The sequence below is a fragment of the Robertmurraya mangrovi genome (assembly GCF_034427655.1).
Classification (GTDB): domain Bacteria; phylum Bacillota; class Bacilli; order Bacillales; family Cytobacillaceae; genus Robertmurraya_A; species Robertmurraya_A mangrovi.
Map to the genome: position 1 here is coordinate 67,919 of NZ_JAXOFX010000001.1, position 24,850 is coordinate 92,768.

26 protein-coding genes are annotated in these 24,850 nt (G+C 35.8%); 18 read left to right on the forward strand and 8 right to left on the reverse strand.

Annotated elements, in window-relative coordinates; translation table 11 throughout:
• The first annotated feature begins 168 nt into the window (after positions 1–168).
• Complete coding sequence (gene yhzF / locus SM124_RS00460; protein ID WP_322444518.1) at positions 169–360, forward strand: membrane protein YhzF; 192 nt, start codon at positions 169–171, stop codon at positions 358–360.
• A gap of 42 nt (positions 361–402) precedes the next feature.
• On the opposite strand, the gene SM124_RS00465 is transcribed toward yhzF, so the two are convergent.
• Positions 403–930, reverse strand: a complete 528-nt coding sequence (locus SM124_RS00465) for a tryptophan transporter (protein WP_322444519.1) — start codon at positions 928–930, stop codon at positions 403–405.
• A gap of 195 nt (positions 931–1,125) precedes the next feature.
• Positions 1,126–2,208, reverse strand: a complete 1,083-nt coding sequence (serC, locus tag SM124_RS00470) for a 3-phosphoserine/phosphohydroxythreonine transaminase (protein ID WP_322444520.1) — start codon at positions 2,206–2,208, stop codon at positions 1,126–1,128.
• Positions 2,209–2,615: 407 nt separating this feature from the next.
• Between serC and SM124_RS00475 the strand changes: the two genes are divergently transcribed.
• Positions 2,616–2,783 carry a hypothetical protein gene (locus SM124_RS00475; protein WP_322444521.1) on the forward strand — a complete coding sequence of 56 codons (168 nt, stop codon included), beginning with the start codon at positions 2,616–2,618 and terminating at the stop codon, positions 2,781–2,783.
• 49 nt (positions 2,784–2,832) lie between these two features.
• On the opposite strand, the gene SM124_RS00480 is transcribed toward SM124_RS00475, so the two are convergent.
• Both SM124_RS00480 and SM124_RS00485 read right to left on the reverse strand, forming a co-directional pair.
• Entirely contained in the window at positions 2,833–3,009 is a 177-nt protein-coding gene (locus SM124_RS00480) for an H-type small acid-soluble spore protein (protein WP_322444522.1), read from the reverse strand.
• A gap of 127 nt (positions 3,010–3,136) precedes the next feature.
• Positions 3,137–3,559 carry an HIT family protein gene (locus SM124_RS00485; protein WP_322444523.1) on the reverse strand — a complete coding sequence of 141 codons (423 nt, stop codon included), beginning with the start codon at positions 3,557–3,559 and terminating at the stop codon, positions 3,137–3,139.
• A 702-nt stretch (positions 3,560–4,261) separates the two neighbouring features.
• On the opposite strand from SM124_RS00485, the gene SM124_RS00490 reads away from it, so the two are divergent.
• From SM124_RS00490 to SM124_RS00500, 3 genes are all read left to right on the forward strand, one after another.
• Positions 4,262–5,002, forward strand: a complete 741-nt coding sequence (locus tag SM124_RS00490) for an ABC transporter ATP-binding protein (protein ID WP_322444524.1) — start codon at positions 4,262–4,264, stop codon at positions 5,000–5,002.
• Entirely contained in the window at positions 4,995–6,206 is a 1,212-nt protein-coding gene (locus SM124_RS00495; protein WP_322444525.1) for an ABC transporter permease, read from the forward strand. The genes SM124_RS00490 and SM124_RS00495 overlap by 8 nt, the downstream gene beginning before the upstream one ends.
• A gap of 106 nt (positions 6,207–6,312) precedes the next feature.
• The gene (locus SM124_RS00500) at positions 6,313–7,038 is read left to right on the forward strand and encodes an EcsC family protein (RefSeq protein ID WP_322444526.1); all 726 of its coding nucleotides are present in this window, start codon (positions 6,313–6,315) and stop codon (positions 7,036–7,038) included.
• A 26-nt stretch (positions 7,039–7,064) separates the two neighbouring features.
• Here the strand turns inward: SM124_RS00500 and SM124_RS00505 are convergent, their stop codons facing one another.
• Positions 7,065–8,240 carry a M20 family metallopeptidase gene (locus tag SM124_RS00505; RefSeq protein ID WP_322444527.1) on the reverse strand — a complete coding sequence of 392 codons (1,176 nt, stop codon included), beginning with the start codon at positions 8,238–8,240 and terminating at the stop codon, positions 7,065–7,067.
• A gap of 184 nt (positions 8,241–8,424) precedes the next feature.
• On the opposite strand from SM124_RS00505, the gene SM124_RS00510 reads away from it, so the two are divergent.
• The 5 genes from SM124_RS00510 to SM124_RS00530 all read left to right on the forward strand — a co-directional run bounded on the left by SM124_RS00510 (position 8,425) and on the right by SM124_RS00530 (position 12,755).
• Entirely contained in the window at positions 8,425–9,090 is a 666-nt protein-coding gene (locus SM124_RS00510) for a phosphatase PAP2 family protein (protein ID WP_322444528.1), read from the forward strand.
• A 108-nt stretch (positions 9,091–9,198) separates the two neighbouring features.
• Positions 9,199–10,068, forward strand: a complete 870-nt coding sequence (locus SM124_RS00515; RefSeq protein WP_322444529.1) for a proline iminopeptidase-family hydrolase — start codon at positions 9,199–9,201, stop codon at positions 10,066–10,068.
• A gap of 217 nt (positions 10,069–10,285) precedes the next feature.
• Positions 10,286–11,068 carry a cell wall-active antibiotics response protein LiaF gene (liaF, locus tag SM124_RS00520; protein WP_322444530.1) on the forward strand — a complete coding sequence of 261 codons (783 nt, stop codon included), beginning with the start codon at positions 10,286–10,288 and terminating at the stop codon, positions 11,066–11,068.
• Between the two features lie 12 nt (positions 11,069–11,080).
• Positions 11,081–12,118 carry a sensor histidine kinase gene (locus SM124_RS00525; RefSeq protein WP_322444531.1) on the forward strand — a complete coding sequence of 346 codons (1,038 nt, stop codon included), beginning with the start codon at positions 11,081–11,083 and terminating at the stop codon, positions 12,116–12,118.
• 1 nt (position 12,119) lies between these two features.
• Positions 12,120–12,755: a response regulator gene (locus SM124_RS00530; RefSeq protein WP_322444532.1), complete on the forward strand. Its 636-nt coding sequence runs from the start codon at positions 12,120–12,122 to the stop codon at positions 12,753–12,755.
• Between the two features lie 54 nt (positions 12,756–12,809).
• Here the strand turns inward: SM124_RS00530 and SM124_RS00535 are convergent, their stop codons facing one another.
• Positions 12,810–13,313, reverse strand: a complete 504-nt coding sequence (locus SM124_RS00535; RefSeq protein WP_322444533.1) for an antibiotic biosynthesis monooxygenase family protein — start codon at positions 13,311–13,313, stop codon at positions 12,810–12,812.
• Between the two features lie 271 nt (positions 13,314–13,584).
• Between SM124_RS00535 and hemE the strand changes: the two genes are divergently transcribed.
• From hemE to hemY, 3 genes are all read left to right on the forward strand, one after another.
• Positions 13,585–14,631: a uroporphyrinogen decarboxylase gene (hemE, locus tag SM124_RS00540; protein WP_322444534.1), complete on the forward strand. Its 1,047-nt coding sequence runs from the start codon at positions 13,585–13,587 to the stop codon at positions 14,629–14,631.
• A gap of 91 nt (positions 14,632–14,722) precedes the next feature.
• A complete protein-coding gene (gene hemH / locus SM124_RS00545; protein WP_322444535.1) occupies positions 14,723–15,655 on the forward strand; it encodes a ferrochelatase in 933 nt (310 codons plus the stop codon).
• Positions 15,656–15,800: 145 nt separating this feature from the next.
• Positions 15,801–17,216 carry a protoporphyrinogen oxidase gene (gene hemY, locus SM124_RS00550; protein ID WP_322444536.1) on the forward strand — a complete coding sequence of 472 codons (1,416 nt, stop codon included), beginning with the start codon at positions 15,801–15,803 and terminating at the stop codon, positions 17,214–17,216.
• A 125-nt stretch (positions 17,217–17,341) separates the two neighbouring features.
• Here the strand turns inward: hemY and yhfH are convergent, their stop codons facing one another.
• Complete coding sequence (gene yhfH, locus SM124_RS00555) at positions 17,342–17,476, reverse strand: protein YhfH (RefSeq protein WP_322444537.1); 135 nt, start codon at positions 17,474–17,476, stop codon at positions 17,342–17,344.
• A gap of 338 nt (positions 17,477–17,814) precedes the next feature.
• On the opposite strand from yhfH, the gene SM124_RS00560 reads away from it, so the two are divergent.
• The 3 genes from SM124_RS00560 to SM124_RS00570 all read left to right on the forward strand — a co-directional run bounded on the left by SM124_RS00560 (position 17,815) and on the right by SM124_RS00570 (position 21,564).
• The gene (locus tag SM124_RS00560; protein ID WP_322444538.1) at positions 17,815–18,549 is read left to right on the forward strand and encodes an MBL fold metallo-hydrolase; all 735 of its coding nucleotides are present in this window, start codon (positions 17,815–17,817) and stop codon (positions 18,547–18,549) included.
• Between the two features lie 12 nt (positions 18,550–18,561).
• A complete protein-coding gene (gene lplA, locus SM124_RS00565; protein ID WP_322444539.1) occupies positions 18,562–19,551 on the forward strand; it encodes a lipoate--protein ligase in 990 nt (329 codons plus the stop codon).
• 456 nt (positions 19,552–20,007) lie between these two features.
• Complete coding sequence (locus SM124_RS00570) at positions 20,008–21,564, forward strand: fatty acid--CoA ligase family protein (protein ID WP_322445027.1); 1,557 nt, start codon at positions 20,008–20,010, stop codon at positions 21,562–21,564.
• 47 nt (positions 21,565–21,611) lie between these two features.
• On the opposite strand, the gene SM124_RS00575 is transcribed toward SM124_RS00570, so the two are convergent.
• Positions 21,612–22,601: a DMT family transporter gene (locus SM124_RS00575; protein ID WP_322444540.1), complete on the reverse strand. Its 990-nt coding sequence runs from the start codon at positions 22,599–22,601 to the stop codon at positions 21,612–21,614.
• A 225-nt stretch (positions 22,602–22,826) separates the two neighbouring features.
• On the opposite strand from SM124_RS00575, the gene SM124_RS00580 reads away from it, so the two are divergent.
• Both SM124_RS00580 and SM124_RS00585 read left to right on the forward strand, forming a co-directional pair.
• Positions 22,827–23,603: an enoyl-CoA hydratase-related protein gene (locus tag SM124_RS00580; RefSeq protein WP_322444541.1), complete on the forward strand. Its 777-nt coding sequence runs from the start codon at positions 22,827–22,829 to the stop codon at positions 23,601–23,603.
• A gap of 197 nt (positions 23,604–23,800) precedes the next feature.
• Positions 23,801–24,793, forward strand: a complete 993-nt coding sequence (locus tag SM124_RS00585; protein WP_322444542.1) for an ABC transporter substrate-binding protein — start codon at positions 23,801–23,803, stop codon at positions 24,791–24,793.
• The last annotated feature ends 57 nt before the right edge of the window (positions 24,794–24,850 follow it).

Consider the following 24,850-nt stretch of genomic DNA (forward strand, 5'->3'; position numbering starts at 1 on the left):
TCCAAAGTTATTATTTTAATAATAGTATTATGTATATTTTCTAATTGAATAAGTAAAAACAATGTATCTTCATAGGAAATCACCATCTCGCATAGGATGTATTATTATCCGACTATTTAGAGTATTTATATGTATAGTGATACACTTAGAGGAGAAGGAGTGAAGGGAATGTCAGGAGTGACCTTCGCATTTTTTACAATCAGTATTGTGCTGTTTCTCGGAACATTTTATCATGTTATAGCCATTCAGAAACCTGGATTCTATCCTCCGAAGGTAGTTTTAAAAAAGAGGGCAAGTGCACTGGCAAGCGGTGGGGGAGTATTTCTTTTATTAGGAATTATCTTTTATAGTTTCCAGTGAAATTTTCATATGAAACAAAAAAAGAACCCAAATGGGTTCTTTTTAGCTATTAATTACTTGTTGATTAAGTTTAGTTCTCTTAGTGATAGTAACCGCAACTGGGTATAGAACAACCATTACGATTGTGTTAACGGCTGCTGTAGGTAAAACAACGCCTCCAAACAATGCTACAAAAGGTCCTGGAAGACCCACAATGAAGTAGGCTGAAGTTAAAAAGACGATACCAGATATAACGGTACCAACGGCAGTTAAAATTGCTACGCTAACAATGGAAGTTTGGAATTTTTTAAGAGCTAAAAATAGTCCAAAGAAAACAAATGCTGTTAAAGGCTTATCAAAAATATTTGGGAAAAGTCCTCCTGGGAATGTTGTAGTTATACCTGAAATTAGGCCAGTAACAAGTCCTAGCAGTAAAACATTCTTCTTTTCCGCAAAAAGGATAATACCTAAAAACATCATGGTTAGCATCATGTCTGGCTTCATTCCCAAAATTAAACCAGGCACCACCGCATGTAATACAGCACCCATTCCCACTAATAGTGAAAGTGCAACAAGATTCTTCGTATTCATTTCTCATCTCTCCTCTGCTAATCTAAGCTTTGACTCTTCTCGTGTCCACGAAAACAGCCAACTGTATGGGCTTCTCCTATAGTGCACTCATTGCCTATAGCGAAAAGCTTGAAATCATTATAGCATAGATTACTTTGAAACCGGAAGTTAAAAAATTCTGTCAATTTATTTTATTTTCAGCTACACAAAAATAATTTAGTAACCCCTCTTAAATTGTTCCATAAACTCAGCAAGCTTGGCAACATGTTCTAATGGAACGGCATTGTATATAGAGGCACGGCAACCACCTACTGAACGGTGACCATCCAATCCCACAAAGCCATCTTCTTTTGCTTGGTTTAAGAAGTCTTTTGTCATTTCTTCAGTGGGCAAGGTAAATGTAACATTCATTTTTGATCGACTGTCTAAATGGGCATGACCTTTATAAAAGCCGCTACTTTCATCTATGACATGATAAAGTAATCTAGCTTTTTTATCGTTTTTCTCAGCAAGTCCTTCAATTCCACCTTGGTCTTCAACCCAATCTAAAACGAGCTTCAGAAGGTAGATTGAAAAAGTGGGAGGGGTATTAAACAAGGAGTTATTTTTTCTATGTGTTTCATAATTTAACATGGTTGGAAGACTATTTTCTGAGCGTTCAAATAAATGATTCTTCATTATGACAACTGTCACTCCAGAAGGGCCAAGATTTTTTTGCGCACCTGCATAGACCATATCAAATTGATTTATATTTATGGGTGCACTTAGGATGTCACTAGACATATCCGCAATTAGTGGAACCTTTAATTGTTCTGGAAAAGAGTTCCACTGGGTTCCGAAAATGGTGTTATTACTTGTTATATGGAGGTAGGCGGCATTTTCGGCTATTTGATTCAAATCTAGGGAAGGGATCCTCCTGTAGTTTTCATCTTTAGAAGACGAAAGTACAGCTGTATTTCCTAGCTTTTTTGCTTCTTCTAAAGCCTTTTCAGACCATACCCCAGTTAAAACGTAATAGCCAACCGTATCTTCTGTGAGTAAGTTCATGGGAACCATAGAAAATTGGAGACTCGCTCCACCCTGTAAGAATAAAACTTCATAGTCATCAGAGATATTCATAAGCTTTCTTAATTTCTTGCTTGCTCCATTATGTATCTCTTCGTATTCTTTGCTTCGATGACTAAGTTCCATTACTGACATGCCTGTACCTTGGTAATTCAGTAAATCTTTTTGGGCCTCTAGGAGAACAGTTTCAGGGAGAGCGGCTGGCCCCGCATTAAAATTAAACGTTCGATTCATCTTTTCTTCCCTCCAAATATAAACTTAGTTTTTTATAAGTTTAGAAAATATAAGCTTCCTGAAGTTAGACTACTGTCTAGCTTCAGCGCCCAGCGACTAGTGGACTTCGCTCCTCTCCCTACGATAAGTCAACATCGAATCGCTCACGCTCTTCGTGTTTCCTTTATCTCAGTCGAGGCGCTCCAGTCCATACGTCGCTAAACAGGGCGCTTCCGCTTTTCTTATTGTGACGCGTCAAAGAAGTAAAGATATTAATAGTACTATCCTAACAAAAAAAATGAAACTGTAAATACTGAATTTTGAATATTTTGGTTAATCGTTACTAGAACTTTATGAAGAAAATGGAATTAATATTTATGAAGACTTCCTGAGAAAATAAGAACAAAAACAACAATGGAGGGTTTAACGTGAAAAAAGAAAATTATAAAGTTAACCAACCAAACATTTTAACAAAAAGAAAGGCTACGAAAGAGGAATTACTAGAATTAAGTTCGACTGGTTATGGATTAGTATCTGAAACTAATAAGAATGGATTTGAAGAAAGCGGACAGAATTCATCTTGTGGTGGTTTATAATAAAAGAGGCGTCTAATAAAGCTAGACGCCTATTCCATTTCTAACTAAATTATTCTTCTAAAGCGTCAATAGAAACAAGTCGCTTTTCATCATGTGTTCCACGGGCATGTACCGTTGCCATACTAGAAGTTTCATCAATGTTCTCAATCCAAACCGGGATTCCATGATAGTTTACGGATATTTCGTCGTCTGAAGCTAATATTTCCTTTACACGATTTAACTCCACTTATATCACCTCGGATACTAATATCCCCATCCTATACAAAAAACATGCTTTTCAGATTTTCTGAAAAGCATGTCCTTATTATAGAAGTTTTATAAAAGTGACTTTAAAAGCACTCTTAAAAGAGCCACTATGAGAGATTATTTTCAATATTTTTAGCGATCTCTTGTAGTTTTTCAGGTGTGTAATCACTTTGATTGGATTTCCAAACAGCTCCGAAACCATCACCCTCACCATAACGTGGGATTAAGTGCATGTGGAAATGAAAAACAGTTTGTCCTGCTTTTTCGCCATTATTGTTAACTAAATTCATTCCAGCGGGGTTAAATGCTTTTTTGATTGCATTGGCAATAGTAGGAGTTACTTCGAACAGGTTTTTTGCCATTTCAGGAGTTAACTCATATAAATTTTCTTTATGTACTTTTGGGATAATTAATGTGTGTCCTTTGGAAACTTGACTTATGTCTAGGAATGCTAATACAAATTCATTCTCAAAAACCTTTGCTGAAGGAATTTCTCCTTTGACAATCTTACAAAAGATACAATCACTCATGATTAAGACCCCTTCCACATATAATTAAACTTAATAGTGTATTTAGGATAGTTTACCATATATATGCCAATGTAAAAAAGAGAAAAGCAGGATTCGCAAGGAATCCTGCCGTTTCTGAAGGGGAATGCTTTTTCAATACGTCTATATCAGGTTACCCTCTTTTGCAAACACCTCATTTATTAAATGATTTGTGTTTTCTACAGAGTTTGTAAAATCGATCCTTTGTTCAAGCGTACCATCCCCTTATTGCTTTATAGGTTTCACAACTTATAAAGATTGGTGATAGTCTTTTACGAACACCTCATTTATTAGTAAAATGTGGTACGGATCTAGATCTTAGGCTTCAATTGCTTTGTGCAATGTCACCATCCCCTTATAGGAACGTCCTGAAAGCTTATTTAGAAAGGAAACTGTCTGCGATAGACACCTCATTTCAAAATTTAGATGATTAAATCATCTGTTGTTTCCCCTTCATAGATTAGAATGCCCGGTGTGAAGTTTTATATTCACAAGAAAACATATTTTGAAATAATTTTTTCGTTCATTGTTTTGATAGGCTATTTGTAGCATTTAGGTAGAGTGTAGAAGTGGCAATAAGATTTTTAAAGTCATTTGTAGTATACTCATAAAAATGATACTTTTAAAATTTGGAAATACATACATAGCAATGCTTAGGACAGAATTTGGGAAGGACGTTGGTTTATGACATTATTAGAGATTAAACATGTAACGGGTGGATACTCAAGGAATCCCGTATTGAAAGACGTTTCTTTTGATGTAAAGGAAAACGAAATTGTTGGTTTAATCGGATTAAACGGTGCAGGCAAGAGTACAACTATTAAGCATATTATTGGCCTGATGGAACCACATAATGGGGAAGTTACGATAAAGGGTAAAAACTTTCAAGCAGACAAAGAAGCCTACAGACGTGAATTTACCTTTGTTCCGGAGACACCAATTTTATATGATGAACTGACTCTAGATGAACACTTAAGAATGACAGGAATGGCTTATGGCATTGATGAGAAAACATACAATGAAAGAAAAGAACTTCTATTAAAGGAATTTAGAATGAGTAAGAGGCTAAAATGGTTTCCCGCTCATTTCTCAAAAGGGATGAAGCAAAAAGTTATGATTATGTGTGCCTTTTTAGTACAACCATCCCTTTATATTGTGGACGAGCCTTTCGTAGGTTTAGACCCACTCGGAATTCAATCCTTACTAGACCTCATGAAAAAAATGAAAGAGAATGGTGCAGGGATTTTAATGTCGACCCATATTTTAGCTACTGCCGAAAGATACTGTAATCGATTTGTTATCTTACATGAAGGTAGTGTAAGGGCAAAAGGTACGTTAGAGGAGTTAAGAGAACAATTTGCCATGCCAAACGCAACATTGGATGACCTCTATATTCAATTAACAAAGGAAGAAGATTATGTTTGATGCAAATAAGCTTTGGAAGGAAAGACTAGGTACTGCGAGTAAAGAGTTAGGGAAATATTTTCGCTATATTTTTAATGGGCACATTGTGATCGTTCTTGTATTTTTATTGGGAACCGTTGCTTTTTATTATCAGGAATGGGTAAAAACTTTGACACCCGAATTTCCAGCTGCCATCCTTATGGCTCTGTTTTTAGCGGTTCTGTTAACCTATAGCCCAATCTATAGCTTTCTAAAGGAAGCAGACAAAATTTTTTTACTACCTTTAGAAAATCGTCTAGAGCCTTATTTTAAATCTTCAATCATCCTAAGTTTTTTCATTCAAGTGTACTTTTTAGTTCTTGGTCTTGGCGTATTTATGCCAATTTATGCACAAGTGAATAATGGAGACTTCGGATCCTTTTTCATGTTTCTTCTATCTCTTTGTGCAGTTAAATTTATAAACATTCTCATTAAGTGGAGAGTCCAATATTATGTTGAAGTGAATGTACATCTTGTTGACTCCCTCATCCGTTACTGTTTAAATGGAGTTTTTCTGTTTCTGTTATTTTCAAATGCAGGATACTTATTTCTTGGTTTGATTTTTGTGATTTACTTATGTCTGTACTTATATTATCGCAGCCAAACAATGCTAAAAGGATTGAAATGGGAGTTCTTAATTGAACAAGAAGAAAGAAGGATGATGTCCTTTTATCGCTTAGCCAACTTGTTTACAGACGTTCCAAAATTAAAGGACCGAGTAAAAAGAAGAAAATGGTTAGACTTTATATCTGCTTCTATTCCTTACAAACAAGATCAAACTTTTTTACATTTGTTTGTAAACACCTTTATAAGAGGTGGAGATTACCTAGGTTTATTTGTTCGGTTAACGGTGATAGGAGGATTGGGCCTCTATTTAGTAACATTTGGTTATGGACAAATTTTGTTTGTTATTCTGTTTTTATATTTAACAGGATTTCAGTTGCTACCATTATGGAATCATCATCAAAATAAATTATGGATTCAGCTGTATCCTGTTAAAGACAAGATAAAAGGTCAGTCGTTCCAAAAGCTGATGGTTCGCTTGCTTGGAGCACAAGTCATATTATTATCGATTCCCTTGTTCTTAAAAGGTGAATGGGTAATAGCAGGATTATCAATCATAGCAGGTATGTTATTTAGCTTTTTCTTTGTTTTTGTATACAGTAAAAATAAACTTCAAATTTAAAACGATGGAGGTGGTTCAATAGAACTGCCTCCATTTTTAGCGTGATGAAACTATATGATTTTTGATTCGTATTATGTATCAAATGTATTTAAAGGAAGGGTTAACAATGAACGAATATGAATTACATGCCTATAAGGAAGTAGAGGATTGGAAAAGAAATTTACTAAAGAAACCAAGATTAATTAATCGGCTCTCAAAGAAAGCTCAAATAAAGATAAATGAGATGATACCGGAAAAAGCTCATCATATCGTAACTGAAAGCATTAGAAAGATGGTTCAAGCTACACTAGTTGGGTCAAATTTTATTACGAAAAAAGAGGAACGATCAGGTGCTACACTTGCTGATAGAGACAAGTTATTACAAGAGAAGATGAATATATACCGAAAAACGGCTGCAGTTGAAGGAGCAGGGACTGGTGCTGGAGGAATATTATTGGCATTAGCCGATTTTCCTTTGTTATTGTCTATAAAAATGAAGTTCTTATTTGAAGCAGCAACCGTTTATGGTTATGACACAGATGAGTATGAAGAGCGTTTATTCATTCTTCACATTTTTAAATTAGCTTTTTCTAGCGAGGAAAAACGAAAGGAAACTTACTATATTATTGAGAATTGGGAAGAGCACAAGAAGCAATTAGCCGATATGGACTGGAGGGAGTTTCAACAGGAGTATCGTGATTATATTGATTTTGTCAAAATGCTTCAACTAATCCCAGGCTTAGGAGCGATTGTTGGAGCTTATGCCAACTATAATTTACTTGATCATTTAGGTGAAGTAGCGATGAATTGTTATCGATTAAGGTTATTAAAAACATCCCCGAAGGCATTTTGATGCTTTGGGGATGTTGGTTATTAATCTCACTTTTTCTGATATTCTAATGCAGCTGAACCAAGTGTTTTTGCTGCCACTAAAAGCGACTTCTCGTCGATATCAAATTTTGGATGATGATGTGGATACGCAACTGGAACATTTTCTGGTCTAGCTCCTGTAAAGAAGAAAGTACCTTTTACATGTTGTAAGTAATAAGCAAAATCTTCTCCACCCATTTGTGGCTCTGTTTCTTCCACTACAGTAACATCAGGGATATTAGTAGCACATTGTACTAAGAAGTCCGTTTCTTCAGCATGGTTCACCACCGCTGGATACCCTTTATGATACTCATATTCAAAAGTGCTATTAGCAGCAAGACATGTACCTTGAACAATTCTTTCAATTTCTTTTTCAATGAATTCACGTACGTCTTCATTAAAGGTACGAACGGTTCCGATTAGTTTTGCTTTGTCGGCAATCACATTAAAAGCATTATCGGCAACAAAAGACCCTACGGTTACGACAGCAGAATCAACGGGATTCACTCTACGGCTTACAATTTGTTGTAAGTTCATTACTAGTTGTGAAGCAGTAACAATGGAATCCTTTGTTTTATGGGGTTGTGCACCATGACCTCCTTGGCCTTGAATTTCAATTTCAAAGCGGTCAGCAGCAGCCATGATCGGACCTTTGCGATACTGAATTTTACCTGTAGGTTCGCTTGCCCATAAATGAGTACCAAAGATGGCATCCACTCCCTCAAGACATCCATCTTCAATCATGGTTACCGCACCACCTGGGGCATATTCTTCGGCATGTTGATGAATCATTATATAATTTCCTTCTAGTTCCTCACGCATTTCATGTAGCACCTTAGCTAGTACAAGTAAAGTGGCTGTGTGGCCGTCGTGACCACAAGCATGCATGACACCAGGAATAGTTGATTTATAAGGTACATCTTTTTCGTCGTTAATGGGAAGAGCATCAAAGTCAGCACGTAAAGCAATAGTCTTTCCTGGTTTACCACCGTAGATTTTAGCAACAACCCCATTTCCACCGACCTTGTCTCTCACTTCAATTCCAAGGTTTAAATAATAATCTTTTATGTAATTGGGGGTCTTTACCTCTTGAAATGATAATTCAGGATGTTGGTGTAAATATCTTCTGATTTCAACCATTTCATCGTAGTAATTTTCTAGTTTGGTAAAAAGGTGTTGAAGCATATATTCTCTCTCCTTATTATGGTATATTGTTCATAATGTGATTTTATAATTTTCTGAAAAATATATTCACAAAAATATAAAAATGATTCTAAATAAATAGTATTATATCATTCTTTAGTTGTCTAAAGGAAAATGAAAGTTTTGGCTTTAAGGTTTTCACTACAGTAGAAAAGGAGGTTTTGTGATGGGAGTAAGATTATCATCTAAGTTAACAATGGGATTATTATTGATTGCTCTTGTTACGTCTATACTATTAACAAATATAGTATTAAGCGGTGAGGAGTTAACTGTAGATACGAAAGTAAGGGCACTAATCATATCCCTTTTTGGGGAATCTACCCAAGGATTTTTTAGTACCATAACTCCCTTAGGAGATAAAATTGGTGTAATCTCCGTAGGAATACTATTTTTATTATGGCTATGGTGGAAGAGTCGAGATTATATTGGTTTAGCCGTTGGTATAGTTGCTGTAGCTCTGGGGAATGAATTAAATAAATTTCTAAAAGCAACGATTGGGAGACCTAGACCAGAGATGGAATATCTAGATCATGTTGAGAGCCTAAGTTTCCCAAGTGGTCATGCAATGATTGCTATTATTCTTTACACATACATCGCTTATTTTTCTATTAAACAATTGAAAAAAACAGCTGTCAAATGGATTATAGGACTAGCAGCTAGTGTAGTCATTATGCTAATTGGCATTAGTAGAGTCGTTCTTCAAGTTCATTATCCTACAGATGTAATTGGAGGATTTGCCATAGGTTACATTTGGATTGTATTATTGCTCTTTGTTTATGAATGGGTAACGATGAAAATGAATGTGAAAAAAGATAGAGACATATCACTGTAGCAGGTAGTCTCTTTATATATTTATTGTAAAATAAGTTGTTCATATATAGTTGGTCCTATTTACAAAAGTCTAATAGATAAGATTATAAATTTATTTGGAGTGAGGGAAATGACAGTACAAGAAGGATATGTTGAGGTTACTGGTGGAAAGGTTTGGTATCAAATACATAATCGAGAATTGACTAATACACCACTAATCGTATTACATGGGGGACCTGGTTCGTCTCATTATTCATTACAAGGATTAAAAATTCTTGCTGAAGATAGACCAGTTATCTTTTACGATCAATTAGGATGTGGAAATTCGGATCGTCCTAATGAGTCTTCTTTATGGAATATTGATCGATTTGTCGAAGAACTGGCTCAATTAAGAGAAGCTCTTTCTTTAAAGGAACTACATATTTTAGGTCATTCATGGGGGACAACCCTTTTAGCTGCCTATTTGTTAGAAAAGCCAACTGGTGTTAAAAGTGCTATTTTCTCTAGTCCTTGTTTAAGTGCTCCCTTATGGGCGGAGGACCAAGATTATAATAGGACATTATTACCTGAAAGTGTTCAGGAAACGTTAAAAGAATGTGAAGAGAATGGCAAAACCGATTCAGAAGAATATAAAGAGGCAACAGCCGAGTTTAATAGACACTTCGTATGTCGACTAGACCCTTTACCTGAGTTTTTAAAACATGGTGCACACTATAGGAATCCAGAGGTTTATAATATTATGTGGGGACCTTCTGAATTCCACGTAACAGGAAATTTAAAGGACTTTGACTGCACTTCTAGATTAAATGAACTGTCTATTCCTTCTCTATATACATGTGGACGTTACGACGAAGCTACACCAAAGTCTACTCAATATTTTAGTGAACTAACCCCAAATGCAAAGTTTCATGTGTTTGAGAATAGTGCTCACATGCCATACATAGAAGAACCTGAAGAATATGTAACGGTGATTAGAGACTTTTTAAACGTAAATGACTAAATATAGTACTCGTTAAGCATATTTGGCTTAACGGGTTTTTTAATGCCCCAAAAAATGAAAAGCATATACTCCGTCTAGAGACGGATATAAAAACACTCTATAGGTTGTTCATTTCTCAAGGAAAATTGGTATGATTGTAATTAATAGATACTTTTAGTGAAGGAGAAATATACATTTCTCTAGAATACAGATTTCAGTATAGAAAGAAGGGATTTCCTTGAGATACCAGACAATCAATCAAGTTTTATTTGCGGGCTTATTATTAACGGTGGGAATAGTCCTACTGTTAGTGAATATAGGTGTCATTTCCTTGGAAATAAAAGATCTTTTTGTCGGTTTTTATCCATTTGTGCTATTAGTTTTAGGGATTGTAGGATTAATTAATTCCTTGAGAAAGAGAGAAGGAGTATTTGCTAGTCTGTTTTTAGTTATATTTGCAGGTTTATTAGTTTTAGATCGGTTAGCCATTATTTCTTTTGGCTTTTGGGATGTATGGAAGCTTTGGCCATATATTATCATCTATCTTGGTTTATCGATGTTATTTAAAAAACGGACGATTAAAGTTCACTTTGAAAAGGACCTACCTCTAGATACTTATAACGAAGAGACCTATAAGGATGTAAACAGAAAAATCTCTAAAAAAGGTTTTTCCATTGGTGATGTCAATTTAAAAAAAGCTAACTGGTCGTTAGAACCAATGGAAATCTACAATACGATTGGAGATTATTTTATTGATTTTAGCAAGGCTTATATTCCTGAAAGAGAGACAAAAGTAAAATTAAATGGCTGGATTGGAGATGTTAAAATGATTGTCCCAGAAGATATACCGGTCATGATTCAATCGCGTATAAAAGTAGGGGATATAAGAATTTTTGACAATCAATCTGAAGCGATAAATCGGACATTATTTTTTAAATCAAAGGGCTATGATGAGGCAACGAGAAAATTAAACATTACAGTGGAATTGAAAATTGGTTCCATCCGAATAGACAAAGTTTAGGAGAACAATTATATGAAAAAATACGGTATCCGTTTTTGGTTTATTCAAAGTTTCATAATGATGGGACTAATCTGTAGCTTAATTTTCTTTGTAGGACTCCAAATATACATTTTTAATACACAAAAGCCTTTACTAGACATCTCCATGACCTTTTGGTTAACGCTTTACATATTGGTTATTTTGCTACTTGTAGGAGCGTATTTTGGAATAAGAGGTAGCTATTTAATTAAAGGAAGATTAACGGATATCTACTTGTTTATTTCGACATTAAGAAGTGGCAAGCTGTCAGAAAGAATACCAAACTTTGAAAAAGATGAAATTGGGTTAATCACTGAAGAGTTAAATCATTTAGCTGAATATATTCAGGAACAAGTACATTCTATGCAACGACTAGCTGATGAGAAATCTTCCTTAGCTCAAACAGCACATACAGCAGCAGTTATGGAGGAGAGACAGAGATTAGCTCGTGACCTCCATGATGTAGTTAGTCAGCAGCTATTTGCTTTAAGTATGATGTCCTCTGCAACTTTAAGAATGTTTGATATAAATAAAGAAAAAGCACATGCACAGTTGAAAGAAATTTCTGAAATTGCTGCAAAAGCTCAAGGGGAAATGAGAGCATTATTACTCCATTTACGTCCTATACAATTAACAGATGATAGTCTTTGTGATGGGGTTATTAAACTCATTCAGGAACTGAAGGGGAAAACGAACCTTGATTTTCAAGCAAGCATAGATGAAATTGAACATATTTCAAAAGCCACAGAAGAGCATTTATTTAGGATTATCCAAGAAGCTTTGTCTAACATCTTACGGCACTCACATGCTACTAAAATTAAATTAACTCTAACGGAAAAAGAGAATTATATCTATTTGTTCATTGGTGACAATGGAAAGGGCTTTGATCCACAAATCGATCGGGTTGCCTCTTATGGGTTAAAGACGATGAGAGAAAGATGTGAAGAAATAGGGGGGATTTTTACGATCCGTTCCAAAGAAAACGAAGGTACATATATAGATATTAGAATACCAAGAACGGGGAGGGTATAAATTGATCAGAGTGGCGGTAGTAGACGATCATGAAATGGTTAGAAAAGGAATTATCTCATACTTAATTACAGAGCCTGAAATTGAATTAGTGGGTGAAGCTAGCAGTGGTCAAGATGCAGTTAAGCTTGTCTTAAAAGAAAGACCAGATGTAGTTTTAATGGATTTATTAATGGAGAATGGAACCGGAATTGATGCAACAAAAGAAATTCTAAAAGAGTATACAAATTGTAAGATAATTATTATTACAAGCTTTTATGATGATGAACAAGTTTTTCCTGCTATTGAAGCGGGGGCGTTTAGCTATATGCTAAAAACGGCAACAGCAGAGGAAGTGGTTCAAGCTATCAGGAAGGCAGCAATGGGAGAAGCGGTTATTGAACCAAAGGTAGCCAATAGAATGATGACGAAATTTAGAGCTCAAGAGAAAAAGCCCCATGATGATTTAACTGAACGGGAATTAGATGTTTTGAAGTGTATTGGCGAGGGCATGACCAATCAAGATATAAGTGAAGAGCTGTTTATTGGTATAAAGACAGTTAAAACCCATGTTAGTAATATTTTAAGCAAGTTAGGTGTAGCCGATCGGACACAAGCTGCTGTTTACGCAAACAGGAATGGAATCATAAAGGGAAGTTAAAAGTTAAAGATTATAAAGCAACTCGCTAATTCATGTTAGCGAGTTGCTTTAGTTTTATTCAATAGTTATCTGATACTTCGTCACATAAGAAGGTCTAGGAAAGATACTCTGCTTATCGATTCCTTCATCCGTTCCTCGTTTTTTATGTGCTCTTTCATAGGCTTTTGATTGTTGCCAATTTAAGAAATCACTCTCTGATTCCCATAAAGTTAGAATTACATAAGTGTCAGTAGAAAGGGGGCGTAAGACTCTAATGGCCGCAAATCCCGGTTCGCTGTCAATAAGGCCGGCACGATTTTTAAATCGATATTCGAACACAGGACGACCTTCATCCGTTACTGGAATGTTATTCAAGACAGCAAAGGAACCTTTACTTAAATCACCAGAGGAATCAATCGCTTCATATTGCCTCGGTTCGTTGAAAATAGTTTCTCCGTTCGTTTCATGTAAAAGAAGAGTGGTATCTTCATCTTGCATGAGGATTAAAGTTTCATTTGTGTACTTGTCCTGTAACTGTTTTAAATATTCGTATGTACCTGATGTAATAAATACGTTCATATTTTATTCACTCCCCCTAAAATGGTTCTTATACTACTTCCTATTATACCTTTCCATTTAATTTGGTGTATAATCCTAATGCTTTAGAAAGTTCTACTCTCTTTATGGAATAATAAAAACGTCAATTTTTTGACAGTTGGTTTGGTTATCTATACAACGATAGTAGAAAAGGCTATATTAGAAGAATGTACATAACTTGTCTGTTTTTATATTTTTGAGGTTTATATTAGAATAAGTTAAAGAAATGTCTTGAAAGGTGGAAAATGAATTCATGGTTAGAGAAATAAATGATACGTTCCTAAGAGCTGCTAGAGGGGAAAAAACGGATTATGTTCCTGTCTGGTATATGCGTCAAGCTGGTAGATCACAGCCTGAATATAGAGCCATTAAAGAAAAGTATTCTCTATTTGAAATTACACATCAGCCAGAACTTTGTGCTTACGTAACTAGATTACCTGTTGAGCAATATGATGTAGATGCAGCAATCCTATATAAAGATATTATGACTCCACTGCCAGCTCTTGGTGTCGATGTGGAAATTAAATCAGGAATTGGTCCAGTCATCGATAACCCTATTAGGTCACTTGCTGATGTAGAGAAATTAGGAGAAATCAACCCTGAAGAGGATGTACCGTACGTATTAGACACGATTAAATTACTTACTACAGAGCAATTATCTGTTCCTTTAATCGGTTTTGCAGGAGCTCCATTTACTCTTGCTAGCTACATGATCGAAGGTGGTCCTTCGAAAAATTATAATAAAACAAAAGCTTTTATGTATTCTGAGCCTAAAGCATGGTTTGCGTTAATGGACAAGCTGGGAGAAATGACAATCACTTATGTAAAATCACAGATTAAAGCAGGTGCAAGAGCCATTCAAATATTTGATTCTTGGGTGGGTGCTTTAAATGTGGAAGATTACCGTTACTACATCAAACCAGTAATGAGCCGTATTTTCTCTAGCTTAAGAGGAGAAAATGTACCTTTAATTATGTTTGGTGTTGGAGCGAGTCATCTGGCATTAGAATGGCATGACTTACCTTTAGACGTAGTTGGGTTAGACTGGAGACTTCCAATTGATCAAGCCCGTCAAATGGGAATTACAAAGACGGTTCAAGGTAACCTAGATCCAGCTATATTATTATCTCCATGGGAGGTAATTGAAGAGAGAGCAAAAGCTATTTTAGATAAAGGAATGGCTCAGCCTGGTTATATTTTTAACTTAGGTCATGGTGTATTCCCTTCTGTAAACCCTGATACTTTGAAAAAGCTAACGACATTCATTCATGAGTATTCGGCATCTAAATTAAGTCAATAACACCTAACACAGAGCATTTCAATTGGTAAAATGGATAACTTTTTGGCACAATAGGTGATTAGAAACGAAATTTAATGAGGTGTAATCATAAATGACAAAGAAAAAAATGGGTTTACTAGTAATGGCTTACGGAACTCCATATAAAGAAGAGGACTTAGAGCGTTATTATACGCATATCCGCCACGGGAGAAAGCCGTCACCGGAGATGCTAGAAGATTTAAGAGATAGATACGAAGCAATTGGAGGAATTTCTCCTCTTGCTAGTATTACATTAGACCAAGCTAAAAGTCTTGAAGAACATTTAAATGCTATTCAAGATGAAATTGAATTCAAGATGTATCTTGGGTTAAAACATATTGAACCTTTTGTTGAAGATGCTGTTAAACAAATGCATGAAGATGGAATTGAAGAAGCGGTAAGCATTGTTTTAGCACCTCATTTTTCAACATTTAGTGTTAAATCTTATAATGGTCGTGCGAAGGAAGAAGCTGAACGCCTAGGTGGACCTCAAATCAATTCTGTTGAAAGTTGGTATGATGAGCCTAAATTTATTCAGTACTGGGTTGATAAAGTGAAGGCAACTTTTGAAACGATGCCAACAGAGGAAAAGGAGAGTGCAGTTTTAATAGTTTCAGCACATAGTCTCCCAGAGAAAATACTACAATCAGGTGACCCGTATCCAAATCAGCTACAAGAAACAGCAGATCTAATTGCAAAAGGCGCTGGAGTTTCAAACTATGCTGTTGGTTGGCAAAGTGCAGGGAATACCCCAGAACCTTGGTTAGGACCGGATGTTCAAGATTTAACAAGGGAACTATATGAAGAGCATGGATATAAAGCATTTGTTTATACTCCAGTTGGGTTTGTATCTGACCATTTAGAGGTTTTATATGATAATGATTATGAATGTAAAGTTGTAACGGATGAGTTAGGAGTTAGCTACTACCGTCCAGAAATGCCTAATGCCGAAGAGTTGTTTATCGATGCAATGGCTACAGTTGTTTTAAATAAGCTTGGAAAATAATTTTTAAGGCTAGTTCAATAAACATATGGTTGTTTATAAAAAGTGAAGGAGGCACTTGTATTTTTATAAAGGGTGCCTTTCTTTCATAGAAACAACAAATGAAACAGGAACAGCCCATTTTTAATAGAAAAGAAGGCGATTAACAGTGGTGGAAGGTAAAAAGAAGGTTGTGATAATCGGGGGAGGAATCACGGGGCTAACAGCAGCATACTACTTGCAAAAAGAAGTACGAGAGAAGAGTCTACCTTTAGAAGTAACTCTCATTGAGTCAACACATCGTCTTGGGGGTAAAATACAGACACTTGTTAAGGATGGCTTTGTTATTGAGAAAGGGCCGGATTCATTTCTAGCGCGTAAACAAAGTGCTTCTCGTTTTGCTAAGGAAGTTGGAATGGAAGATCAACTAGTAAACAATACGGCAGGAAAATCTTACGTATTAGTAAAAGAAAGACTTCATCCAATGCCTGGTGGTTCTATTATGGGGATTCCAACACAAATTGCTCCCTTCATATCAACTGGTTTATTCTCTACCACGGGCAAGTTAAGAGCTGCTGCTGACTTTGTTCTACCAAAATCTAATCCTGCCGAGGATCAATCACTCGGGGAATTTTTTAGACGCAGACTGGGGGATGAGGTAGTAGAAAACTTAATTGAGCCTTTATTATCTGGTATTTATGCCGGTGACATTGATCAGTTAAGTTTAATGTCGACTTTCCCTCAATTTTATCAAGTAGAACAAAAATATCGAAGTTTAATCCTAGGTATGAAGAAAGCTACACCTGCACCTAAGAAAAGCCCTAATTCTACAGGTAAGGATAAGGGAATATTCCTTACTTTCAAAAAAGGTCTACAATCATTTGTAGATGAAGTTGAAAGAAGATTAGAACCAGGGTCGGTTATCAAAGGTCACCGAGTAGAAAGAATTCGTAAAACGGAAAGTGGATATGAATTGTCCATTAATAGTGGAGAAACGATGCGTGCGGACAGCATCATCGCTGCCACGCCACATCATGTAACGAGCGCGATTTTTTCACAATATGACTTTTTTGATGTGTTTGAACGTATGCCGTCAACTTCTGTAGCTACCGTTGCTTTATCATTCCCTAAAGAAGCAATCAAAAAAGATATTGAAGGTACAGGATTTGTTGTATCGAGAAACAGTGATTATACGATTACTGCCTGTACTTGGACACATAAAAAATGGCCACATTCTACACCGGAAGGTAAAGTGTTATTACGTTGCTATGTTGGTAGAGCTGGAGACGAAGCGGTTGTTGAGTTGTCAGATGATGAGATTGTAAAAATTGTTCTTGAGGACTTAAATAAGACGATGAATATTGAGATGGATCCGGAGTTGGTTGTTGTTACACGTTGGAAAGACTCCATGCCTCAATATACAGTTGGTCATAAGGATCGCATTGCGAAGGTAAAAGAACAGGTAACAAAGGAACTGCCTGGTGTATTTTTAGCTGGAAGTTCTTTTGAAGGACTAGGGTTACCAGACTGTATTGATCAAGGGGAAGAAGCGGTCAAGAAAGTATTGGACTATATCAGTAAATAATGATAATGAAAAGGAGAATCCAATTACTGGATTCTCCTTTTTGAATTTCTAGAAAAAAACCAGTCAAGATTCATTTGGCTGGTCGTAATAGATATATGAATATTCAGTCTTTTTGTTGTAAAAAATTAGATATCTGTTACACCCATGCAGCTGTCACATTGATTGCCGTAACACTCATGTTGTTCTTCAATCTTGTTGCCACATTTTACACATTCTTTTGGTGGTAAATTCTTAAAAAACTCAACGATGCTTTGAATCATAGCTTTTGACCTCCAATAGTTTGAGATGTTTTGTTATTACTATTATTGTATTATAACAGATTATAAAATGTCAATGTTTTTGTGAAACTGTTATAAAACACCTATTTTGCTGGAAATACGAAAATATTAAACCTAATTTTAGTAATTGGTTCGGAAATATTGCAATGATGTATTAGAAGGACAAGCAAATCTTTCGGAACCTGGTAAAAAGTTAACAAGATCCTTATCATAAAAAATGCAAAAATAGGCATAATCAAATATAGTTAAGGTAGAAATTTATTTATAGATAGTTAATTCTGCTTAATGATACAGAAGTGAAAATTAGAGGAGGTAATACAATGAAACTAATTACTATTGGGAGTTGGGGAGGGTACCCTAAAGCCAATGAAGCTAGTTCTGGTTACATACTTGAACATGAGGGTTTTCATTTATTAGTGGATTGTGGAAGTAGTGTCCTATCTAAATTGCAAAATTTCATACAGCCGGAAGAACTAGATGCAGTTATCCTTTCACATTATCACCCGGATCATATTGCCGATATAGGAGTATTGCAACATGCAAGGCTGATACAAGGCTTCTTAGGAAAGGAAATGGAGACTCTTCCTATTTATGCTCATACTCTCGATGAACCTGAATTCGCAAAACTTACATATAAAGATATTACAAAAGGAACCCCTTATGATCCAAATGGAACATTGACAGTAGGACCTTTTCAAATCCAATTTTTAATGACCAATCATCCAGTGCCTTGTTATGCAATGCGCTTTGAAGCGGCTGGTAAGTCCATTATCTATACTGCCGATACATCATTTAAAGAGGGATTTATCCCTTTTAGTAAAAATGCAGATTTACTTTTATGCGAATGCAATTTCTATTCAAATCAAGATGGGAAAAATGCGGGACATATGAATAGTCATGATGCAGGTCATTTGGCAAGCGAGGCAGCTGTAAAGCAGCTAGTTCTAACACATTTGCCACACTACGGTAATTTACCTGACTTAATTACTGAAGCATCTCAAAAATATAATGGATCCGTTTCACTAGCAGAGTATGGACAAACAATTGAACTGTAAGGAGAAATAAAGATGTTATTTATTGATAATAAAGGGATTACTAATCCAAAGATTAATTTAGCTATTGAGGAATATGCACTGAAAAATCTAGATATAAACGAAACGTACTTACTTTTTTACATAAATGAGCCTTCCATTATTATTGGAAAAAACCAAAATACGATTGAAGAAATTAATACGGAATATGTTGAAGAACAGGGCATTCATGTTGTCCGCCGCCTTTCTGGTGGCGGAGCGGTTTATCATGACTTAGGAAATTTAAATTTTAGTTTTATAACAAAAGATGACGGAGAAAGCTTCCATAATTTTCAGAAATTTACTGAACCAGTAATTGAGGCTTTAAAACAGCTTGGAGTAAATGCAGAGTTAAGCGGAAGGAATGATATATTAGCTGAGGGTAGAAAGATATCTGGCAATGCCCAGTTCTCCACAAAAGGTAGAATGTTCAGCCATGGTACGTTACTATTTGACTCCGAGATTGATAGTGTAGTATCTGCTCTTAAAGTAAAAAAAGATAAAATTGAATCAAAGGGTATTAAATCCATAAGAAGCAGAGTGGCTAATATATCTGAGTTTCTTACGGAAAAGATTACAATTGAAGAGTTTAAATCATTAATTCTACAAAGTATTTTCGGTGGCTTAGATCAAGTACAAGAATACAAACTTACAGAAGAAGACTGGAACAACATTCACAAGTTGTCAGAGGAAAGATATCAAAATTGGGATTGGAATTATGGGAAGTCACCTAAGTTTAATCTACAGCACTCACATCGTTTCCCAGTAGGACAAGTTGATATTCGACTAGAAGTAAATAAAGGTTTGATAGATCATTGCAAAATCTACGGAGACTTCTTCGGAGTAGGCGACGTATCCGATATCGAAGAAAAACTCGTTGGACTAAGATATGAAAAAGCAGAAATTGAAAAGGCACTAGCAGATGTCAATCTCAAACACTACTTTGGGAACATTGAGAAAGAGGAATTTATTAATCTTTTATACTAAGGTTTTATGAGGTCCGATATCATTAATTGATATCGGTCTTTATTTTAGGTTTTTGAGTAAGGAGTATCAAAAAAGTTTTTAATTACTGAGTGGATTGTAGCGGAAGGCACTTGACTCCAGCGGGATATAGAGGAAAGGTCGAGACCCCACAGACGGAACGTCGAGGAGGCTCGACTTCCTCCCCGCGGAAAGCAAGTGCCTGGAGCGGAAAGGAACGGACAAAATAAATGCACCAGCCGATTTTATTATTTAATATGTAATGGTTAGTGCTTAGAAGACTATATTAATAGAATAAATTTCTAGTTAAATATAGAAATACCATACAAAAAATTTAGAAAATTCATTTATGTATGCGTTTTCTCTTGAATACATAACTTTCTTTCAATATAATATATTTAGAAAATTTTTTATTATAAACTGAATGACTATTCATTCAATGCCAAAGGGGATGGGATGATGAATTTATCTTCTCAGTTACAAGAGACAGCCAAAAGGCTGCCAATGAAGCCAGCCTATTATTTTATGGACCAATCTAGTACATATGCAGAACTAGATGGGGCAATCACGAAGTTTGCATCTGGTTTAGAAAAATTAGGAGTAAAAAAAGGAGACCATGTTGCCCTACTATTAGGTAACTCTCCATACTTTGTTATTGGTATGTATGGTGCACTTCGCTTAGGTGCAACAGTTATTCCAATTAATCCAATTTACACTCCAGATGAAATTGGTTACATCTTAAATAATGGAGATGTAAAAGTAGTCATTGCTCTCGATTTATTAGTTCCATTAGCTGAAAAAATGCACAGCATGCTACCGAAAGTAGAAAATTACATTGTTTGTGAGACTCCTCAGGGGAAAGAATCTGGTGTAGATGTTAGTACACTATCTGTTTATCCTAAATTAAAAGCGTTTACACATGTTGTTGGAAGCGGGGATTTAAGCTATAAAGGCCCAGAACTAGATGATGATGATGTAGCCGTTATTCTCTACACTTCAGGTACAACTGGTAAACCAAAAGGTGCTATGTTAACACATAGAAATCTTTATAGTAATGCAAAGGATGTTGGAGACTACTTGCACATGAGTGAAGAAGACCGTGTCGTAACTACTTTGCCAATGTTCCATGTTTTCTGTTTAACGGTAGCTCTAAATGCTCCTCTAATGAATGGAGCAACCATTTTAATTGATCCAAGATTTAGTCCGCAAGAAGTATTTAGGTTAACAAAGGAATACAAGGCAACGGTGTTTGCTGGTGTTCCTACTATGTATAACTATCTATATCAATATGAGGACGGTAACCCTGAAGACTTACAATCTTTAAGACTATGTATTTCTGGGGGAGCTTCTTTACCAGTATCTCTATTGAAAAACTTCGAGAAGAAGTTTAATGTCCTTATTTCTGAAGGCTATGGATTGTCAGAGGCTTCACCGGTTACATGTTTTAATCCACTAGACAGACCTCGCAAAGCTGGTTCAATTGGACCTTCTATAGTCAACGTAGAAAACAAGGTTGTTAATGAACTAGGGGATGAAGTGGCAGTTGGCGAAGTTGGTGAATTAATCGTTCGTGGACCAAATGTGATGAAAGGCTATTACAAAATGCCTGAAGAGTCTGCTGTTGCTATTCGAGACGGTTGGTTATATACAGGGGACCTTGCAAAGATGGATGAAGACGGGTACTTCTATATTGTTGATCGTAAGAAGGATTTAATTATCGTAGGTGGTTATAATGTTTATCCTCGTGAAGTAGAAGAAGTTCTATATAGTCACCCTGATATCATTGAGGTTGCCGTTTTAGGTGTTCCAGACCCTAACTTAGGAGAAGCAGTAAAAAGTTATGTAGTAAGTAAGAATCCTGAGTTAACAGAAGAAGATGTCCTTCAATACTGTAAGGAACACATAGCAAAGTATAAGATTCCTAGTTCAGTAGAATTTTTAGAAGAACTTCCTAAAAACACAACAGGTAAAATTTTAAGAAGAGCATTAAAACAACAAGTTTTACAAACAAAATAATCGGCGTAAAAAAAGAAGATTCGGTTATGAATCTTCTTTTTTCTATATTAGCCTTCAAATTTCTGCTTTGGATAAACAGGTAGTTTTTTCGGTTTGACTGAGACACTTTTTGAATAAAAGCTATGCAACAGCATTCCAAGTGTAATAACGATAATTCCTACTATTTCAATGCCAGTAGGTAAAGGGCTAGAAAGTAATAGCACTTCTCCAACAATAACGAAAAGAACCTGAGTGGACTGTGTCGCCTCTACTGAAGCCAGTTTTCCTTGATGTTCCCGTACCCTGTCAGTTGCAATAAAGAATAGTGTAGTAGCGATGATTCCTGAACAGATTGCTACTATTAATGATTGAGTGATTTGATCGGTAGAGGGTGCACCTACCTTAATAAATCCATATATACTTAAGATAATCCAGAATGGGACAGTAGCCAAGGTCATTCCAAAAACGCGTTGAAAGGTATCGAGCCTTCCTCCACATACCTCCATCATTTTTCGATTTCCTAATGGATAAGCAAATGCTGCTAGGACAACAGGTAACACTCCAACTAACAACTGAGTAGCGGTAATATCTAAAGCTTTGTTATATTGAATGAGCACCACCCCAAATAAGATAATGAGTGAGATGCCTAATGCGGTGAAAGGAATCTTTTTCCGTATTTTAATTACACCGTTTTGAGTATTAATATTTTCAAAGAATAATGGGGCTAATAAAGTGCCGGCAACGATGGTCAATTGCCATGTTGCAGCAACTAGCCAGCCGGGTCCGTAGGCTGCAGCATATGTAATCGGCGCGTAAAATAACACGAATCCAATAAAACTCCAACCAATCCACTGGAAGGGATGTTTAGCCATTTCTTTCAAAACAACTTTTAAGTTTCTTCTAAAAAGTACAATGAGTAATAAGAAAGGTACCATGAATAAGAATCTAAGTGATGAACTCCAAATCCAGCTTCCACCTGAAAGCTCCATGGAACGATTCAATATAAAGGTAACAGCAAAGAACATAGAGGCTAATACACCAATGAGTATCTCCCTCAAGTACATCCCCTCCGAAATAAAATTATTTTTTTATTATAAATCATTTCTAACAATTATAAATATTTCGAATGATAAAATAAATATCTCTTTCATTATATTTGATAAGCCTAAATTTTGTTATAAAATATTTCTTTTTAAAATAAACTGAAAGGGTTTTCATGGGAAGTCACGAATTGAATAAGAGTGCAAAATAAAAGGATACATAATGAAAAGGGGTTGGAAACAATGAGTTCAATTTTATTTGAAGTGAAAGAGCATGTAGGAGTTGTAACCTTAAATAGACCTGATGCATTAAATGCCTTCAATTACGATACTCTAGTTGAATTACAAAATACAGTAGAGAAAATACGCACGGATTCAAGTGTTCGAGTCGTTATTTTTACTGCAGGTGGAGATAAAGCATTTAGTGTTGGTGCAGATCTTAAAGAAAGAAAATCTCTTTCACCAGAAGAAGTAAAAAGAAATGTATATAAAATTGGAGATGTATTTAACGCTATAGACCAATTACCACAGCCAACTATTGTAGCTATAAATGGTTATGCATTTGGTGGTGGAATGGAGCTTGCTCTGTCATGCGATTTCCGTATTGCTGTTGCTGGTACAACTATGGGGCTAACTGAAACAAGTCTAGCTATTATCCCCGGTGCAGGTGGAACTCAAAGGCTGCCTCGATTAATTGGTCAGGCGAAAGCACTTGAGTTAATTTTAACGGCTAAAAGGTTAAGTTCAGAGGAAGCATTAGCTTACGGTCTAGTTAATAGAGTGGTAGACAGAGAACAATTAATGAATGCTAGCTTTGAACTAGCGGGACAAATGTTAGCTAACGGTCCGATTGCCTTACAACAAGCAAAATTTGCTGTTAAGCAAGGAATGAATGCAGACTTACAAACAGGATTAAATATTGAACGTAAAGCATATGAAGTGACGATACCTACTGAAGACCGTGTAGAAGCATTGGCGGCATTTAGTGAAAAAAGAAAGCCAAACTTCCAGGGGAAATAAGAAGATTTAGAGATTTAAGAGACGGAGTAACTCTTTCTTTGAGGGTTATTCGGTCTCTTTTTTTATGATAGTTTTTTAAATTTTTTAAAAATTACTTGTATATCTCTCTAATCCCTTATATAATTCTATTAAAATAATTTAGCGCATAAAAGCTTAAAAGCGTTTAAGTGAGATAGTGTATAAAGGGGGATAAAGGGATGTTGAAAAAATTAAAGCAACTAGCGGCCGTAAGTATAATGGGGACATTGTTATTAAGCGGATGTGGATCAAGTGAAACAAATAGTGATTCCTCAAATGGTGGAGAAAAAACGTATAAGGTTGGAGTCACTCAAATTGTGGAGCATCCATCTTTAGATGCTGCACTTGAAGGATTTAAAAAAGCTCTTAAAGATGCAGGTTTAGACGTAAAGTACGACGTTCAATTTGCACAAGGAGATCAAAATAATAACCAAACCATTGCTAATAACTTTGTTGGTGATAAAGTGGATTTAATTTTTGCCAATTCTACTCCTAGTGCATTAGGGGCATTAAATGCAACGAAAGAAATTCCAATTGTGTTTACATCAGTTACGGATCCTGTAGGTGCTCAGTTGGTTAAAGCAATGGAAGAGCCAGGAAAAAATATTACAGGCACAACGGATACACATCCCGATGCTATCCCTAATATGGTGAATTTTATTAGTGAGCAAACAGAGGGTAAGTCAATAGGATGTATTTACAATTCAGGTGAACAAAACTCAGTTGCCCAAATCAACCTTGTAAAAAAAGCAACGGAATCTAAAGGATTGAAGCTAGTAGAGGCAACAGTTGCTAACTCTTCTGAAGTTAAACAAGCAGCTGAGTCCCTACTTGGTAAAGCTGATTCCATCTATATTATCACGGACAACACAGTTGTATCTGCACTAGAATCTGTTGTTCAAGTAGCAAATGATAATGACTTACCACTATTTGTTGGAGAGTTAGATTCAGTGAAACGTGGTGGATTTGCTGGTTACGGATTTGATTATGGTGATATCGGTTATGAAGCAGGAGTAATGGCAGCCAAAATTTTAAAGGGAGAAAAGAAACCTTCTGAACTTCCAGTACAATATCCACAAAATCTAAAGCTATTAATAAATAAAAAAGCAGCCCAAGAAATGAACATTACGATTAAAGAGGAATGGAATGAACTAGCGGAATTTATTGAGTAATGAGTTTGGGGCTACGACTTTTGTTTGAGCCCCTCTTATTTTAAATCGCCCTAAAGA

Excerpts from the sequence above, each read along its gene's own strand:
- SM124_RS00490 (WP_322444524.1), top strand. The coding sequence starts at position 4,262 with ATGACATTATTAGAGATTAAACATGTAACGGGTGGATACTCAAGGAAT.
- SM124_RS00580 (WP_322444541.1), top strand. The coding sequence starts at position 22,827 with ATGAGTTCAATTTTATTTGAAGTGAAAGAGCATGTAGGAGTTGTAACC.
- SM124_RS00585 (WP_322444542.1), top strand. The coding sequence starts at position 23,801 with ATGTTGAAAAAATTAAAGCAACTAGCGGCCGTAAGTATAATGGGGACA.
- SM124_RS00510 (WP_322444528.1), top strand. The coding sequence starts at position 8,425 with ATGGGAGTAAGATTATCATCTAAGTTAACAATGGGATTATTATTGATT.
- SM124_RS00495 (WP_322444525.1), top strand. The coding sequence starts at position 4,995 with ATGTTTGATGCAAATAAGCTTTGGAAGGAAAGACTAGGTACTGCGAGT.
- SM124_RS00560 (WP_322444538.1), top strand. The coding sequence starts at position 17,815 with ATGAAACTAATTACTATTGGGAGTTGGGGAGGGTACCCTAAAGCCAAT.
- SM124_RS00505 (WP_322444527.1), bottom strand. The coding sequence starts at position 8,240 with ATGCTTCAACACCTTTTTACCAAACTAGAAAATTACTACGATGAAATG.
- SM124_RS00485 (WP_322444523.1), bottom strand. The coding sequence starts at position 3,559 with ATGAGTGATTGTATCTTTTGTAAGATTGTCAAAGGAGAAATTCCTTCA.
- SM124_RS00500 (WP_322444526.1), top strand. The coding sequence starts at position 6,313 with ATGAACGAATATGAATTACATGCCTATAAGGAAGTAGAGGATTGGAAA.
- lplA (WP_322444539.1), top strand. The coding sequence starts at position 18,562 with ATGTTATTTATTGATAATAAAGGGATTACTAATCCAAAGATTAATTTA.
- SM124_RS00570 (WP_322445027.1), top strand. The coding sequence starts at position 20,008 with ATGAATTTATCTTCTCAGTTACAAGAGACAGCCAAAAGGCTGCCAATG.
- SM124_RS00535 (WP_322444533.1), bottom strand. The coding sequence starts at position 13,313 with ATGAACGTATTTATTACATCAGGTACATACGAATATTTAAAACAGTTA.
- serC (WP_322444520.1), bottom strand. The coding sequence starts at position 2,208 with ATGAATCGAACGTTTAATTTTAATGCGGGGCCAGCCGCTCTCCCTGAA.
- hemE (WP_322444534.1), top strand. The coding sequence starts at position 13,585 with ATGGTTAGAGAAATAAATGATACGTTCCTAAGAGCTGCTAGAGGGGAA.
- SM124_RS00465 (WP_322444519.1), bottom strand. The coding sequence starts at position 930 with ATGAATACGAAGAATCTTGTTGCACTTTCACTATTAGTGGGAATGGGT.
- SM124_RS00525 (WP_322444531.1), top strand. The coding sequence starts at position 11,081 with ATGAAAAAATACGGTATCCGTTTTTGGTTTATTCAAAGTTTCATAATG.
- yhzF (WP_322444518.1), top strand. The coding sequence starts at position 169 with ATGTCAGGAGTGACCTTCGCATTTTTTACAATCAGTATTGTGCTGTTT.
- SM124_RS00515 (WP_322444529.1), top strand. The coding sequence starts at position 9,199 with ATGACAGTACAAGAAGGATATGTTGAGGTTACTGGTGGAAAGGTTTGG.
- hemH (WP_322444535.1), top strand. The coding sequence starts at position 14,723 with ATGACAAAGAAAAAAATGGGTTTACTAGTAATGGCTTACGGAACTCCA.
- yhfH (WP_322444537.1), bottom strand. The coding sequence starts at position 17,476 with ATGATTCAAAGCATCGTTGAGTTTTTTAAGAATTTACCACCAAAAGAA.